Source organism: Streptosporangium sp. NPDC006007 (assembly GCF_040614315.1).
Lineage (GTDB): Bacteria > Actinomycetota > Actinomycetes > Streptosporangiales > Streptosporangiaceae > Streptosporangium.
This window is the reverse complement of record NZ_JBEXUG010000050.1, coordinates 20,032-35,339: the sequence shown is the minus strand read 5'-3', so window position 1 is coordinate 35,339 and position 15,308 is coordinate 20,032. Positions and strand designations below refer to the sequence as shown.

The following is a 15,308-nucleotide window of genomic DNA, read 5'->3' as shown; positions in this document are numbered from 1 at the left end:
ATCCGCAGCGAAAAGGGCATCCGCTTCGGCGGACGCCCCCTCCCACTTGCCGCGTGATCACCCAACCCGGTGAACGTTCCCGGTCACCGCACTAGCGTTCCCGGCCGGTGCGAAAAAGAACGTCCACCGGGAACAGCCCACGGCGAACGCCCGGAACAGCCCGGGGCGGATCCCCCTCGGCCCCTGCCCTCCCTCGGGCGGGAAGGCGTGGCCGGCAGCAGGAGCGCCGTCCGGGAAATCTCCGCCTCACATCCGGTGAACCTGGAACGTTTACCAGGTGTGAGACAGGAACCCTTCGAAGTGATCGTGGCCCGGCACGGGCCGATGGTGCTGCGCGTGTGCCGTGCCGTACTGGGCCACACGGCCACCGCCGAGGACGCCTGGTCGGAGACGTTCCTGTCGGCCATGCGGGCCTACCCCGGCCTGCGGGCGGGCAGCAACGTCGAGGCGTGGCTGGTCACGATCGCCCACCGCAAGGCCGTCGACCAGGTGCGGGCCGCCTCCCGGCGGGCGATCCCCGTCGGGGAGGTGCCGGAGTCGCCCGGCGTCGACGGGCTGCCCGGCACCGGGGAGCGCGACCTGCTGGACGAGATCAAGACCCTGCCGCTCAAGCAGCGCCAGTGCGTCGCCTACCACTACCTGGCGGGCCTGCCGTACGCGGAGGTGGCCGAGATGGTGGGCGGCAGCGCCGAGGCCGCCCGCAGAGCGGCCGCCGACGGCGTCGCCGCCCTACGCGAGATCTACCGAAAGGACACCTCCGATGACAACCGCGGACCGGACCCACGCTGACCACGACCTGTTCGCCGCGCCGCCGCCGATCGACGAGCGGACCCGGACCCGGCTGCACGCCCGCCTGGCCGCCGAGGCCGACCGGGCCGGCATCCTGGACGTCGCCTACCGCACCCTGGACACCCCGGTCGGCTCGCTGCTGCTGGCCGCGACCGGTGAGGGCCTGGTCCGCGTGGCCTACGCCCGCGAGGACCACCAGAAGGTCCTGGAGCAGCTCGCCGCCGGGGTCAGCCCGAGGGTGCTGCGCGCCCCGGCCCGCCTGGACGCCGCCGCCCGGGAGATCGAGGAGTACTTCACCGGGCGGCGCCACCTGTTCGACCTGCCGCTGGACCTCCGGCTCGCGCGGGGCTTCCGCCGTACCGTCCTGTCGCGTCTGACCGGGATCGGCTACGGCACCACCGCCAGCTACGCGGCCGTCGCCGAGGCCGCGGGCAGCCCCAGGGCGGTGCGCGCCGTTGGCACGGCCTGCGCGACCAATCCGCTGCCCATTGTGGTGCCCTGTCACCGGGTGGTGCGCAGCGACGGCACCATCGGTCAGTACGTCGGCGGCGTCGAGGTGAAGCGGACCCTGCTGAGCCTGGAGACCACGCCGTGAGCCTCTTCTCCGGAAAGGCGCCAGATGTTCGGTCGCCGGCGACGGTCCGGTGAGAAACGGCGCCCCCGCACATGAGTCAGGGGGAGGCGATATCGCCTCCCCCTGACTTTGTGCTTTGCTATCTGTCTTTTATGTGGTACCGCTGGCCACTCCATAAAGGTGCGATACATATGTCATAAACATGGTTCCCATGCAAACCATGAAAGGGGCATAGAAAAATCTGTTCACCTGTAGTCCAAAGTTCCAATCAATACCCCCTGGGCGATTTCTCCCCGGGTGCTCCTAGCGATACTTACGAATGTGATTATAGGGTCAGATCGGACTCACGTGGCATATTTGATATTTTTTCCGAACCTGTTCGGTTATGTTATGTTTAGGGGGGTTGGAGGCAAGGCAAATAGGATACTTGATCCTCTTGTGGGCGTTTTGGGGTTGATGCAGTCCTCGTGAGCCGACTACGACTGAACGACGTCTCCTCGCCCATCGAGTCGCGTTCGGACCGCCTCGGCCTCAAGGACCCCCAGGTCCTCATACATGCCGAGCGCGCACCGCCAGTGCTCCTCCGCCCGCGCCGTCTCACCCGTGCGGGCAAGCGTGGCACCCATATCGTCGAGTGTGCGGGCCTCCTGGTAGACATCTCCGATGACACGCGTCAGGTTGAGCGCCTTTTCGTAGTAGACGAGGGCGGCCTCGTAGCGGTTCGCGCGATGATGAACAGCACCGATATGACGGAGGGCCTCGCTCTCCTCGTAACGTTCGGATATCTCAATCGAGATGCTCAGGGCCTTCTGGTGGTGGATGAGCGCCTCTCCGTCCCTGCCCATACGCGCGTAGCAACTGCCGATGTTGTTCAGAGCGTCCGCCTCACACCGCCGGTCGCCGATATCGCGATATGCCCGCAACGCTTTTCGGTAATGTTCGAGCGCGTCGGTGTACCGGCCCAGATGCTGATACGTGTTGGCGACGTTGTTGAGCCACATGCCCTCATGCTGAGGGCCCATGTGGGGATGGAAGGCCGCGGCCTCCTCATAACACCTCAACGCCTCGGCGTAGTGGCCAAGCTGGACCTCGACGTTACCGATGTTGTTCAGTGCGATCTGCTGACCGCGCCGGTCACCGTACTGCTGATACACGGTGAACGCCTCTCGCAGGCAGCGCGCGGCCTCGGTGTAGTCTCCCCGGTGCCAGTGAATGATCGCGATGTGGTTGAGGCTGTCGGCCTCGCCGTAGCGATCCGCGATCGTCCTCCGCGACTGCAGCGCCTGTTCGAAATAGCCCAGGGCGACGTCGTACTCGGAGCGGTGCCAGTGCACCAGGCCGCTGTGGTCGAGCAGGTCGGCGACGGCCCATTCGTCGTTGACGGCACGCTGGATCGGGAGCGCCTCGGCCACCAGCTCAAGCGCCTCGTCGTGCCGGCCGGTCCGCCAGCGCACCACACTGAGGTCGGCCAGCGCGCGCGCCATCCCCGGCTGGTCGCCCATCTCCCGCCACGCCGTCACGGCGCGCGCGTGGAGATCGGCTCCCTCCGCCCAGTGCCCCCATACGTCGAGGTAACCACCGAGCACATGCGCGAAGAGCGCCGCGTGCTCCGTCCACCCGTGGTTGGCGGCATGACGCACGACCAGGAGCAGATTGTCCAGTTCGGCGTTGAGCCAGGCGAGGGCCTGATCCGCGGTGTCGATCCCGGGATGGAGGCGCGGCGGGCGGAATCCCTCGACGGGGCCACGCGTCCGGTGCGGATAGAGCAGCCGGTCCGCGGTGTCCGCCGCGGAAAGGTAGTGGTCGAGGACCCGCCTGAGCGTCTCGGTCCGCTGAGCCTCCGGCTCCTGGTCGGAGAGCAGCCGGGCGTACTCACCGATGAGATCGTGGAACCGGTACCGGCCTCGCCGGGGTTCGGCGATCAGATGGTGATCGAGAAGGTCGTCGAGGAGTTTCTCCACGTCGGCCCGGCCGGACCCCAGCAGCACCGACGCGCACTCCGGGGTGAGATCGGCGCCGGGATGCAGGCCAAGCCGCCGGAACGCCCGCCGCTGGCCCTCGTCAAGGCCGTGGAAGGAGAGCTCGAACGCCATGGTGATCTCACGGTTCTCCGCACGGATCTCGGCCAGTCGCCGGCCGGCTCCGCCGAGCAGCCTCGCCAGGTCGGCCACGCTCCACGCGGGCCGGTGCCGGAGCCGGTTGCCGACCAGCTGGATCGCGAGGGGAAGGTATCCGCAGAGCCGTACGACCGAGGCGACGTCATCCGCCTGGAGCGCGCGCTGCGGGCCTATGACACGGCCGAGGAGTGTGGCCCCGTCCTCCGGGGACAGTACGTCCAGGGAGAGCGACTGGACGTCGTCCAGACCGGCCAGCCGCCGCCTGCTGGTGACCACGACGAGGCAGCCGGGCACCCCGGGAAGAAGGTGCCTGATCTGGTCGTGCCCCTTGGCGTCGTCGAGAACGATGAGCACCCTGCGCCGGGCCAGTTCGGTCCGCCAGACCGTCGCGCGCTCGTCCAGGCTGCTCGGAGTGGGAGGGGCCGAGACACCGAGAACACGGAGAAGCCGGTCCAGGGCGGTCGCCGGATCCATCGGCCCGTGCTGGGCGTCGTGGCCGTGAAGGTTGAGGTAGAGCAGCCCGTCCGGATAGTCGTCGGCGAGCCGGTGAGCCAGATGCACGGCCAGCGCCGTTTTCCCGACCCCCGCCATGCCGTCGATCGCGAGCACGGTGACCCCATCCTCTCGCGCCCGCTCGCCGGTCAGCCGGCTGAGTTCGGGGATCCTGCCGGTGAAGGTGTGGATGTCGCGGGGGAGGTTGTTGGGAGGGGCGTCTCGCTGAACGCCGGGCCGGGGCTGCGGCAACAGTGTCGGATCGCCCTGGAGGACGCGCTGGTGCAACGCCCGCAGCCCGGGCCCCGGTCCGGTGCCGAGGTCGGCGACGAGCCGCCGGCTCACCTGACGGTAGGTGTCGAGGGCCTCCGTCCGCCGGCCACTGCGATAGAGCGCCAGCATGAGCAGCTCGACCAGCTTCTCGTCGAATTGAAATCGGTTGATCAGCTCGTACAGTTCCGATACGAGGTCGGCGGGGCGACCGAGAAGAAGTTCGAGTTCGATGCGGTCGACGGTGCTGCCCAGCAGTTCGCCTTCGAGTTTCTGACGGGTTCGGACGGCCCATGAGCCGTAGAGACCGGCCAGCGGTTCTCCCCGCCACAGCTGATTCGCCTCACGATACAGCCGAAAAGCATGATTGGTATCGCCGCTTTCCGTTACCGCGCGCGCCTGTGAACGGAGCATGCGGAACCGGTGGTAGTCGATGTTTTCGGGATCTGTTTCGAGAAAGTACGCCCCGGAACCGTGCCGCAGCCGCACGCCTTCGTCGATACCGTGGAGGCGCCCCCTCAACCGGGCGATGTGACTGTACAGGCGGTCTCGGGCCCTGGCCGGCGGGGTGTTGTCCCACACCTTGTGGATGAGCGAATCCACGGATACCGGCTTGCCCGGCGTCATCAGCAGGATGGCCAAAACGTGGCGTTCTCTGGCCCAGCCCAGGTCGTGGCGTTGCTCTCGGGACCAAAACTCGACTGGACCGAGAATGCGGAATTCCATTCGAGCCCCTTTATCGAGGGAGCTACCTTCCCGCCTGGCATTTTTTCACTGAAAGAGAGCCAGATCCAGTAGTAAGCGATCAGTTTATCTCGATGCCCCATTTGTCGGGAACCTTGCTTAGTCGGCGACAAGACCGCCGCAAGGGTTTCCGCAAGGTCCGGCAAGAACGCTCAAGGCAGGGCGACGGATCTCGCCTGCACAGCCGAGGGCTGGACCAAGGGGGAATGACAAACAAATGTCTGGTCACGAATGGAGCAGGGTCCCGATCGGGCTCGACGCCGGCCGATGGGTGACGCGCAGAGACTGCAAGATGGTCCTGGTCGTCGTCCACACCGTCACATCGGGGCAGCGCCTGCTGGACACGGTCCGTCTCGTGGAGTCCGACCTGAGGGTCCAGGTCGTGTTCACCATGGCTCCGGATGTGTTCAGCAACGGGGTCGCGCAGTTCATCGACGGCCTGGGGGCGGTGTCCGTGCCCTGGATACAGGCCACCCAGCAGCGGTTCGACCTCGCCATCACGGCGAGCCTGGGGGCGGTTCACGAGATCCACGCGCCACTGATCGTCATGCCGCACGGCTCCGGCTTCAACAAGCTCGTGGCCGTACGGGACGGCGCCCGGGCCGTGGGCGGCCGCGTGGCGTACGGGCTCGACGCTCAACGGCTGCTGCACGACGGCACCGTACTCCCGGCGGCGATCGTCCTGTCCCACACGTCCGAGCTGGGCCGGCTCGGACGGACGTGCCCGGAGGCGCTACCGAGGGCCACCGTCATCGGCGACTCGTCATACGACAGGTTGGTCGCCGGCCTGCCGCACCGCGACTCGTACCGCCGGGCGCTGGGGGTCGGCCCGGACCGGAAACTGGTCGTGGTCAGCTCGACGTGGGGTCCGCAGTCGCTCTTCGGCCGGCGGTCCGAGCTGCTGCCCCGGCTGCTCACCGAACTGCCCCGGCGGGAGTTCCGCGTCGTGGCACTCCTGCATCCCAACGTCTGGTTCGGGCACGGCATCTGGCAGGTGCGGACGTGGCTCGCCGACTGCCTGCGGCGCGGGCTGAGTCTGGTGCCGCCCGAGGCCGACTGGCGTGCGGTCCTCGCCGCGGCCGACCAGGTCATCGGGGATCACGGATCGGCGACCCTGTACGGAACGGCCACGGGGGTCCCGATCATGCTGGCCAGCTTCCCGCGCTCCGACGTCGATCCGGCCTCCACACTCGCCGCGCTCGCCGCCATCACGCCCCGGGTCTCCAGGCGCGGTTCACTCCGTGACCAGCTGGCCAGGGCCGCCGTCGAGATACGGCCCGGCCACTACCGGACCGTCACGGAACGCATCACGTCGGCGCCGGGTCGTTTCGACCGCAACATGCGCCACCTCATCTACCGGCTGCTGAACCTGCGGCAGCCCGCGACCATCCCGGCGACCGCACCGGCCGCGGTGCCCTTCCTCACCGAATAGATCGGAGGCCCGACATGCTCGGCAGACGTGCCGCGATTCACGTGTTCCGGCTCAACCACGCGCTCAGGTTGATCCGGAACCCGCCCGGGCCCGGAGCCGCCGTACCGAGGCGGAGCTCGCCGGCGATCCTGGTGATCCCTCGCGAGGGGCCGCTCCGGGAACCCCACCTCATGCTCTTCCCCCGGACACGGCACCATCACGGCATGCCGCCCGGCGTCCAGGTCTTCGCCGGCACGCACATCGTCGCCGGTCTGGACGACCTGGTGGACCGGGAGTGGCGCGAGGTCGCCGACGTGCTCGTGAGGTCGAGAAGATCCCGGATCGCTCCGGTCGGCGGCGTGTCACGCGTCCTGGACCGGTATCCCGGCTGCGAGGTCGCGGTCGGCAGCCGATGGCACGGCTGCCTGGCCGGGCTGCGCGACGGACGGCTCGCCGCGATCACCGAGGTGGGAGGGTTCCCGGGCCGCGCCGATCCGTGTCCGTCGGTCTACGGATCGTTCCTGTACGGCTGGCGGGCCGCCCGGCTGCCGTTCGAGGGCCTGACCACCGCCTCGGTGATCGTGGGGCGGTACACCGGTTCGTCCGCCGACCGCCTCGGGTCACTCGACGTGGCCTGCAGGGCGCGGATCAGGCTGGCCCGTCGTCCGTCGTGGTGTGCCGGAGGGATGTCCGCATGACTCAGAAGATCGTCGTCGCCGGTGCCGTCAGCCTCTACATGTCGGTCGGGATACAGGAGTTCCCGGTGCGATACACCTCCACGTCGTCGCCACGCTGGCTCGCCTGCGGCGTCTCCGGGGCCGCGGGGCACATCGCGCGGATCCTGAAGGCGCTCGGCGACGACGTACGCCTGTGCACCGTGGTCGGGCGTGACCTCGTCGGTGCCGGAATAGCGGCCGAGTTCGACCGTGAGGGCCTGCTCGGACCCGGGTTCGTCGAGGGTTCCGAATCGTCGTCGGGCGTGACGCTCGTCACACCCGACGGCCGCCGGATGGGATTTCCGCACCTGACGCCGGTGAACCAGGTCACCTATCCGTGGGACCTGTTCGACGCGGAGGCCGCCGAGGCCGATCTTCTGATCTTGACGAACGCGAAGTTCGTCCGGGACCTGGTGACGCCCGCCTCTCGGCTCGGTGTCCCCATCGCCGTGGACGTCCACCTCATAGCCGACCTCGCCGACCCCTACAACCGTCCGTGGCTGGAGGCCGGCGAGATCATCTTCTGTAGTCACGAGCGCCTCCCCGACCCGCCTGAGCTGTGGGTGGCGAAGGTGTTCGACCGCTACCCGCGCTGCCGGCTGGTGGGGATCGGACGCGGCGGGCAGGGGGCGCTCCTCGGCACCAGGGACGGGCTGCTCATCAGGGTGGACGCGGTGACCCCTCGGGAGGTCGTCAACACCTCCGGGGCGGGCGACGCGCTGTTCGCCACCTTCCTCCATGTCTGGCGTAGGACAGACGATCCGATACGGGCCCTGCAGACGGCGGTGGTGCACGCGGGCTGGAAAATCGGACACCACACCCCGGTGACGGCGTCGCTGACCTCCGGGGAGCTGACCGTTCTGAAGACCTCCTACCCGCCTCCCACCGTGATCGGGCGCTGGGACGCCCGATCGTCAGACGCCGTTCAGACGTGACAGGCGATCCTCCAGCCGCCCGCTCCGCGCCCCCCGTCGCGCGAGGATCCGCTGCGCCTCCTGGTAAAGATCACGCGCCTCGCCGTACCGGCGATTCCGCAGGGCGAGGTCTCCCAGCGCCTGGAGAGCCTGGGCCTCGCCGGTCTCCGAACCGATCTGCCGCATCTCCCCCAGTCCCTCCGTCAGAAGATCGGCCGCCGCGGATCCCCCGCCCCGTGCCCGGCCGAGCAGGATGAGCGCACGTGCCTGGTTGTACCGATCGGGCTCGGATGCGAGGAGCCGTCGCGCCTCCCCCAGATACGCGACGGCCTCCCCCTCCCGCTCCTTCTCGATCAGCGCGTTGCCGAGATCGCACAGGGTGAGGGCGACTTTGCGCGGCTCCCCTGCCGCGCGATAGTCGTCGAGCGCCTCCTCGAAGAGGACGACGGCCTCGTCGAGGAGGCCCCGGTCCATCTCCACCAGCCCCAGCCGGCGCCGGCTTCCCGCCATCCGTTGCCGATTACCCTCACGGCGCCAGATGTCCAGGGCCCGGCGGAAGTCGTCGGCGGCCTCGTCCAGCCGGCCGAGAACACGTAACGCCAGGCCCGTCCGGTTCAGCATCTTGGCCTCGGCCAGGGGGTCCGAGCATGCCCGCGCCGCCGCCAGCCCCAACCTGTCGACCTCCAGCCGTTCGGCGTGATGGCCGCGGTAGAGAAAGAGCGGCCAGAGCGCGTCGACCAGCTGCCACACGGTAGGGAACAGACCCCGTTCGTAGGCGGTACGCCCGGCCGCCCTGAGGTTGTCGAACTCGCCCTCAAGCCAGTCGAGCGCCTGCGCCGAGCCGGTGAAGGCGATCGGCTCGGCGGGCGGGTGAACCACCGCCTGACAGGGAACACGGCGGTACGGCATCGCCGTCCGGCTCGCGGCCGAGGCGGTGTACAGGAACCAGTCCAGTGCTCTGTGCACGGTCTGGTCTCGGGTCGTCTCGGTTTCCTCCTGCTCCGCCAGCTCGCGGGCGTGCAGCCGCGTCAGATCGTGGAAGCGGTAGCTTCCCCCCGGTACGTCGTCGAGCAGGTTGGCGTCCGTCAGGACTCCCAGCAGCCGCCGGACCTGAGCGCGCGGAAGCGTCACCGTGGCGGCGGCCGCCCAGCTGTCGAAGGTGGCGCCGGGAAAGAGCCCGAGCAGCCGGTAGATCCGTGCCGCCTCCGACGGTGAGAGCCCGCGGTAGGAGAGCATGAGGGCGGCCCGGATCGTCATGTCGTCCTCCACCGACAGCGCGGTGAGGCGCTGTCGCTCATGGGTGAGGTCCTCCACCATCTCCGACAGCGGCCAGTGCGGTCTGGTGGCCAGCCGGGCGGCGGCCACGCACAGGGCGAGCGGTAACCGAGCGCACAACTTCACCAGTTCACCGGCGGCGCCCGGCTCCTCTCGCACCCGCTCGTCGCCCACCGTCCGTTTCAGCAACTCCAGTGAGGCGTCCGTGCTGAGCTGGTCAAGCTGGACTCTCCTGGCACCGCGCACCAGCAGGCCCGCCAGACGCCACCGGCTCGTGACGACCGCCACACTGCTCGCCGAGGCCGGCAGTAGCGGGCTCACCTGAGCCGCGGAGAGGGCGTCGTCCAGCACGACGACCAGGCGCCGTTCGCTGACCAGCGACTGGTAGAGCGCCGAGCGTTCCGCCAGACCGCCGGGTATGCGCTCGGGCGCGACCCCGAACGCGCGGATGAACCGTCCCAGGATCTCCGCCGGCTGCACGGGGGCGTCCGCGGCGTGTCCGCGCAGATCGGCGAAGAGCTGACCGTCCGGGAACCCGTCACGCTCCCGATGCGACCAGTGCAACGCCACCGCTGTCTTGCCGATCCCCGCCGGACCGCTGATCACCGCCACCTTGGGCACGCCGATCCCGCCGTGGTCGGAACGTATGTCGTCCAGCAGGGCGAGTGCCTCGGCGCGATCGACCAGGACGCCGCCGGCCGGCAGCTGGGTCGGCTTCGGCAGTGGGGTGGGCGTCTGATGCAGATGAATCCCACCGTGGACGTCGCGAGCCTGAAGAGCCGGCCCCAGCACCGTTCCGCTCAGCTCGTTGACATGACCTTCGGGTCTCTGATTTCCATCGCTGAGGTCAGCATTCATCGCCCTGCTCTCTTTGTGAGCGAGAAGTCACACTCACAAGATCATTGTCAACCGAATCGACGACCCCCGAGCCTGGTCAACCGGACAGCCGCCATCATGCTTTCCCGCCTTCAAAACCCCGTCGAGGCGAAAATTTCCCCCTCAGTCATTCCCTCGGTCAGGGCACGATGAAACAGGCGTACACCGACAGAATTAAATATTTTCTCGCACCACTTAAGCGACATGTCCATTGAGTAATACTGGTGAGGTAAAAGCGAATAGGCGTGCTCAGCGGCACCTGTGTGACGGCGGTCGAGGAGACGGGCCGACCACGGGCCGGGGCAGGGCCGGCACCACCCCGGCCGGCTTGATCACCGCCCGGGATGGTCTCCCGGGCGGCTTCACCTCTCAGTGCCGCGTCCGCCGTCCGGCGTCACCCCGGAATGAGCGGCAGGCGGCGCACTCCTGTCAGGGACGGCGCGGGGATGAACCGCACGGGGTCGTCCGGATCGGTACGCAGGACGTCGAACCGGTCGAGCAGGATGTTCAGCGCGACCCGCCCCTCCAGCCGGGCCAGGGGAGCGCCCAGGCAGAAGTGGATGCCGCGGCCGAAGCCGAGGTGCGGGTTGGAGTCGCGGCCGGGGTCGAAGACGTCGGGGTCGGGGAACTGGCGCGGATCCCGGTTGGCCGCCGCGAGCCAGACCATGACCATCTGGTCGGCCGGGATCGTCACCCCGCCGAGCCGGGCCTCGCGGGTGGTGGCGCGGCCCAGGAGGGCGAACGGGGTCAGGAACCGGATGGACTCCTCGATGACGGCCGGGATCGAGGAGCGGTCGGCACGAACCCTGTCCTGCTGTTCGGGGAAGGCGTCCAGGCACAGCACCGTGTTGCCGAGCAGCATCGTCGTGGTGATGTGCCCCGCGAGCAGGAGGACGATGGCGAAGTTGACCACCTGCTCGTCGGGCAGGCGTTCGCCGTCCACCTCGGCCTCCACCAGCCTGGTGAGCAGGTCGGCGCGCGGCTGTCGCCGGCGTTCGGCGGCGTGGGCCGCGAGATAGGCGGACATCTCCTTCCACGGTCCCATCGTGGCCTCGATGTCCGCGCTGCGCTCCTCGGCGGACCGGTTGAGCGAGATCTCGGTGTCACGCTGGAACAACCCGTCGGCCCACCGCTTGAACAGGGCGCGATCGCCGCTGGGCACCCCGAGCAGCTCGGCGATGACGATGACCGGCAGCGGATAGGCCAGATCGTTCACGAGCTCGAACCGTTCGCGCTCACGCGCCGCGTCGAGCAACTCGTGGGTGAGCGCGGCGATCCTCGGTTCGAGATCCGCCACGACCTTGCGGGTGAAGGCGCTGCTTACCAGCTTGCGCAGCTTGCCGTGCTCCGGCGGGTCGATCTGGGTGATGAAACCCTCCAGCGAGAAGTCATCCCCACTGGGCATCAACTCCCTGGGAACCACGCGCATGGTGTCGGAGGAGTACGTCACGGGGTCGCCGAGAACCTCGTGCAGCTCCGGGTAACCGTAGATGTTCCACAGCCCGGTGCGGGCGTCGAACTCGACCGCCGGGCCCGATCGGGGCCCGTGCAGCCAGAAGTGCTGTTGGGGGATGTCGTACCGTTCGACGATGCCGGACATCGCCTCTCCTTGGTTGAGGATCCCTCTGCCGATGTACGTCAGGACGACTTCTCGCGGTACTCCCTCCAGCGCTCGAACATCTCGTCCGAGTCCCGCAGGATGAAGGCGAAGAACTCCCGGGTGTCCTCCAGCCGGCCGCGCCGGCCGGGCCGGTCGTCGCCGAGGATCGACAGCCCGAAGTCGAGCGTGTCGAGGCTCTGCTTGACGACGGCCGGCTGGACCCGCATGACCTGGGCCCATCCGCCGCCGACCATCCGGTAGTGGTGCTCGCGGGTGGAGGCGGGGGCGCGTTCCACCATTCCGCTCAGCTCCAGCTGCCTGGCGACCGTGCTGACCGAGGTCTTGCTCACGCCGAGCTCCGCCGCCAGGTCGGTGAGGGACCGGTCGGGCGGGTCGCAGATCATGAGCCACGCGTACAGGCGGCCCATCGTGCGCGTCCCGCCCAGACGCTCCATGGTCAGCCCCATGCGATCGACGAACTCGATCTCCGAAAGGTTCACTCGCGCCAACTCCGCAATGAACGTCAAGCACGTACTTCATGAAATGTACGCCCCACCTTGGCACGCGTGAAGAGCCGTGTGGCGGCGGCGTGCACGGCTCTTCACAGCCCTCATCGGATATCGGCCCACAAGGTGGCGAATATCCGGGCGGCAGAGGTTCACCTCAGCTGTCTCAAGCCGCCCGGCGGCCCATGATGAGGCCCGCAGTGATGCGAGTCGGCAGGCACAACGTCTGGCCATGCGTCCGGAACAGAGCGTCGCGGGAGACGGGCGACCGAATAAGCAGGTCCTCCGGGGACGAGCCCCGACGGGGCGGGGCGCGGTAGCTTAAAGACTCGAAAAGGCTACCCTTAGTATTCAAGTCCCTGAATTGCGGGTAATTGTGATCCAACCGGGTGAGCAGCGGAAACTCCCGCCCTCCCCCGTCTCGTGCCCGCCAATTCCAGGAAGGATCCATGTCCGACGACGTTCCCCACCCGCGCGCCACCAACGCCCAAGCGTCTCCCGCGTCCACCACGCCGCAGACCAGTGCGCCCATCGGGGACCCTGACGAGACTCCGCCCGCCGACGGAAAACCGAAACGGCCGCTGACCCGCTGGCTCAAGGACCACTCCCGCGTTGCTACGGCAGTGGCAGTCGCCGCACTGCTGGTCGCTGTCGCGGCACTCGGCCGCGACTACTTTGGCTGGTCAGCTGGGCCGAACCCGCCTACGGCCACCACCCCTACGAGCGATCCCGCAGCGCTACCGGTAATCATCACCGGTGTTGTCCCAACGGACGGCAAGCCCGGCCTTGGGGGCAGCGTAGAGCTCCAACTCTCTGTCAACCGCGAACCCGAGAAGGGACATGAGTACTGGTTCTTCTCGGAACTCCGGCTGCCGAACCCAACGCACACTGTGTACTACGCGGTCAAGCACGTCAGCGATGAAATCGGGGCCCGCAGATACGTCCGAGACCTTTCGAAGGCCACGAAGGACTGGCCCCGAACCTGGTATATCGTCGACGTGTCCCCGCAGGACCTCAAATACGTCAGGCAGAACCACGAGAATCTGGACGATACCAGCTGGGATATTAACCGGCACTTCCCGCCGGACTCCATCATTGCGTCCAACAAGTGGACGGTCATCCGCACCCGCAACTGATTCAGGTCTCGACGAGTCATCAATCAGCGGACCTGTCAATTAAATGGTTTAGCCGATCGCTTTGATCGGCTACTTCTGGTCGGCCGGCAGGCGCCCACCGAAGTTGAGGAGGGGCACGAACCCCGCCCAGGCGTCCTCCGACAGCTTGACGATCGCCGGATAACGCCCGCCCCGGGCCTCGGAGAACTCATAGACCCGCTCCGAAGCCGCGACCTCGGTCGGCGCGGTGTAGATCGGCCGCAGCGCCTTGGTCACGGCGCCTTGGTCACGGCGCCCCGGTGCCGGCGGGCGGCATAGCGGAGGAAGGCACGCGACAGACGCACCGCGCAGGTCCGCACGACCGCCCGGGACCAGACCTGCTCGATCGCCTGCGGCAGCCCCTTGAGCCCGTCGCGGACCACCGTCAGCGCATCGATGAAGCCGCGGTTCTTGGTCTCCGCCAGCACGTGCAGCCAGAACTTCGCGCCCTCGCCGCCGTCGCCGCCCACAACCCGAGGATGCCGCGCTCGCCGTCAACGGTAACCGCCAACGCCACGCGGATCGGCCGGTTGGCGACCTGCCCATCACGGATCTTCACATGAATCGCATCAATGAAGATCACCGCGTAGACCGGATCGAGCGGCCGGTTCCACCACTCGGCTATCCCCTCCAGCACCTTGTCGATGATGGTGGAGATGGTCTGCGTGGAGACCTCGGCCATACACCTCGGCCAGATGCGCGGAGATCTCCCCGGTGGTCAGACCCTTGGCCGACAGGGAGATGACCATCTCATCGACGCCAGCCGGCCGCCGCCGCTTGCGCAGGATCTTCGGCTCAAAGCCGGCGTCCCGATCACGTGGGACGGTGATCTGCAGCAGTGATGTCCTCGTGACGCCGACCGGGGTTGCTTAGCAAACGGGTCGACCCGTATCGTAAATCAGTATGAGCTCCTTTCCGTCCCCCAGGGGACGTCCCAGGGATCCCCGCTCGCACGAGGCGATCGTCAGCGCGGCCACAGAGCTGGTGATCGAGGTCGGCTACGCCGCGACATCGATCGGGGCTGTGGCCGCCCGTGCCGGTGTCGGCAAGGACACGGTGTACCGGAGGTGGCGGGGCAAGCCGGAGCTGGTCTTCGAGGCCGTGTTCACGACCACCGACAATGTTCCGACCCCGGACACCGGAACGCTGGCCGGGGACCTGACCGCACTGCTGCGGGGCCTGGTCGACGAGTTCCACGCACCTGCCGCTACGGCGGCGCTCCCGGGGCTGCTCGCTGACTTCGCCGCCGATCCGGTGCTGAAGGCGCGCATCCGCAGCGACTTCCTGGCCCCCTCGAAGGAGCGGCTGCTGATCGTCTTCGAGCGTGCCGTGGCGCGCGGGGAGATCGCGGCCGACACACCCGTGGATCTAGTCCTGGACACGCTGGCAGGAGCCGTGTTCTTCCACGTCGGTCTGGTCGGGGAGCACCCCGACCGTCAGCTGGCCGGCCGGCTGGCTGCTGTCATAGTCAAAGGAATCGAGAGCCGATGAACGGCTGGTTTCTCGCGGCGGGCGTCACCGCGTTCGGTGTGGCCGCGGCGCACATCGTCGGCGGGCACCGGGATGTGGTGCGCCCGCTGCTGTCCTGCGGACTCGCAGACGAACCCAAGCGCGTCCTTCACGCCGTGTGGCACATGGTGAGCGTCGACCTGGTGCTCTCCGCAGCCGCCCTGGTCTACCTCGCGCTGGCGGACGACACGTCGGCGACCGGCCTGGTGGCGTGGTTCGTGGCTGTGCACTTCGTAGCGTACGCAGTCGCTTTCCTGGTCGTCACGCTGTCGGTCGGCTGGCCGAGGCCACTGCTCCGGCTGCCGCAGTGGATTCTTCTCCTGCCGGTCGCGGTCCTGACAGTGGCGGGTGCCGCGTAGCG

14 protein-coding genes and 1 pseudogene are annotated in these 15,308 nt (G+C 68.1%); 8 read left to right on the top strand and 7 right to left on the bottom strand.

The genetic code is table 11. The features are described 5' to 3' along the window. Nucleotides 1-279: 279 nt before the first annotated feature. Nucleotides 280-789, top strand: a complete 510-nt coding sequence (locus ABZ194_RS26900) for an RNA polymerase sigma factor (RefSeq protein ID WP_355599799.1) — start codon at nt 280-282, stop codon at nt 787-789. After that, nucleotides 761-1,384, top strand: coding sequence for a methylated-DNA--[protein]-cysteine S-methyltransferase (locus tag ABZ194_RS26895; protein WP_355599798.1), 624 nt, complete (start codon nt 761-763; stop codon nt 1,382-1,384). The genes ABZ194_RS26900 and ABZ194_RS26895 overlap by 29 nt, the downstream gene beginning before the upstream one ends. A 455-nt stretch (nt 1,385-1,839) precedes the next feature. On the opposite strand, the gene ABZ194_RS26890 is transcribed toward ABZ194_RS26895, so the two are convergent. Then, nucleotides 1,840-4,968 (bottom strand): tetratricopeptide repeat protein, encoded by a 3,129-nt coding sequence (locus ABZ194_RS26890; RefSeq protein WP_355599797.1) that lies wholly within the window; start codon nt 4,966-4,968, stop codon nt 1,840-1,842. A gap of 235 nt (nt 4,969-5,203) precedes the next feature. On the opposite strand from ABZ194_RS26890, the gene ABZ194_RS26885 reads away from it, so the two are divergent. From ABZ194_RS26885 to ABZ194_RS26875, 3 genes are read left to right on the top strand one after another with little or no spacing between them, the layout of a single operon-like run. Further along, nucleotides 5,204-6,418 (top strand): hypothetical protein, encoded by a 1,215-nt coding sequence (locus tag ABZ194_RS26885; RefSeq protein WP_355599796.1) that lies wholly within the window; start codon nt 5,204-5,206, stop codon nt 6,416-6,418. Nucleotides 6,419-6,432: 14 nt separating this feature from the next. Continuing rightward, nucleotides 6,433-7,095, top strand: coding sequence for a hypothetical protein (locus ABZ194_RS26880; protein ID WP_355599795.1), 663 nt, complete (start codon nt 6,433-6,435; stop codon nt 7,093-7,095). Beyond that, nucleotides 7,092-8,048 carry a carbohydrate kinase family protein gene (locus ABZ194_RS26875; protein ID WP_355599794.1) on the top strand — a complete coding sequence of 319 codons (957 nt, stop codon included), beginning with the start codon at nt 7,092-7,094 and terminating at the stop codon, nt 8,046-8,048. The genes ABZ194_RS26880 and ABZ194_RS26875 overlap by 4 nt, the downstream gene beginning before the upstream one ends. On the opposite strand, the gene ABZ194_RS26870 is transcribed toward ABZ194_RS26875, so the two are convergent. The 3 genes from ABZ194_RS26870 to ABZ194_RS26860 all read right to left on the bottom strand — a co-directional run bounded on the left by ABZ194_RS26870 (nt 8,028) and on the right by ABZ194_RS26860 (nt 12,278). After that, a complete protein-coding gene (locus ABZ194_RS26870; RefSeq protein ID WP_355599793.1) occupies nt 8,028-10,160 on the bottom strand; it encodes a tetratricopeptide repeat protein in 2,133 nt (710 codons plus the stop codon). The genes ABZ194_RS26875 and ABZ194_RS26870 overlap by 21 nt on opposite strands. Before the next feature lie 412 nt (nt 10,161-10,572). Then, the gene (locus tag ABZ194_RS26865; RefSeq protein WP_355599792.1) at nt 10,573-11,778 is read right to left on the bottom strand and encodes a cytochrome P450; all 1,206 of its coding nucleotides are present in this window, start codon (nt 11,776-11,778) and stop codon (nt 10,573-10,575) included. 38 nt (nt 11,779-11,816) lie between these two features. After that, the gene (locus ABZ194_RS26860) at nt 11,817-12,278 is read right to left on the bottom strand and encodes a MarR family transcriptional regulator (RefSeq protein WP_355599791.1); all 462 of its coding nucleotides are present in this window, start codon (nt 12,276-12,278) and stop codon (nt 11,817-11,819) included. Between the two features lie 455 nt (nt 12,279-12,733). Here ABZ194_RS26860 and ABZ194_RS26855 point away from each other — a divergent pair, with 455 nt between their 5' ends. Beyond that, a complete protein-coding gene (locus ABZ194_RS26855; protein ID WP_355599790.1) occupies nt 12,734-13,420 on the top strand; it encodes a hypothetical protein in 687 nt (228 codons plus the stop codon). Between the two features lie 69 nt (nt 13,421-13,489). Here the strand turns inward: ABZ194_RS26855 and ABZ194_RS26850 are convergent, their stop codons facing one another. The 3 genes and pseudogenes from ABZ194_RS26850 to ABZ194_RS26840 all read right to left on the bottom strand — a co-directional run bounded on the left by ABZ194_RS26850 (nt 13,490) and on the right by ABZ194_RS26840 (nt 14,268). Then, entirely contained in the window at nt 13,490-13,675 is a 186-nt protein-coding gene (locus ABZ194_RS26850) for a hypothetical protein (protein ID WP_355599789.1), read from the bottom strand. After that, nucleotides 13,672-13,908, bottom strand: coding sequence for a transposase (locus tag ABZ194_RS26845; RefSeq protein ID WP_355599788.1), 237 nt, complete (start codon nt 13,906-13,908; stop codon nt 13,672-13,674). The genes ABZ194_RS26850 and ABZ194_RS26845 overlap by 4 nt, the downstream gene beginning before the upstream one ends. After that, a pseudogene (locus ABZ194_RS26840) lies at nt 13,824-14,268 on the bottom strand (transposase). The gene ABZ194_RS26845 and the pseudogene ABZ194_RS26840 overlap by 85 nt, the downstream one beginning before the upstream one ends. 73 nt (nt 14,269-14,341) lie before the next feature. Between ABZ194_RS26840 and ABZ194_RS26835 the strand changes: the two are divergent. Beyond that, complete coding sequence (locus tag ABZ194_RS26835; protein ID WP_355599787.1) at nt 14,342-14,929, top strand: TetR/AcrR family transcriptional regulator; 588 nt, start codon at nt 14,342-14,344, stop codon at nt 14,927-14,929. Then, nucleotides 14,926-15,306, top strand: a complete 381-nt coding sequence (locus ABZ194_RS26830) for a hypothetical protein (protein WP_355599786.1) — start codon at nt 14,926-14,928, stop codon at nt 15,304-15,306. The genes ABZ194_RS26835 and ABZ194_RS26830 overlap by 4 nt, the downstream gene beginning before the upstream one ends. The last annotated feature ends 2 nt before the right edge of the window (nt 15,307-15,308 follow it).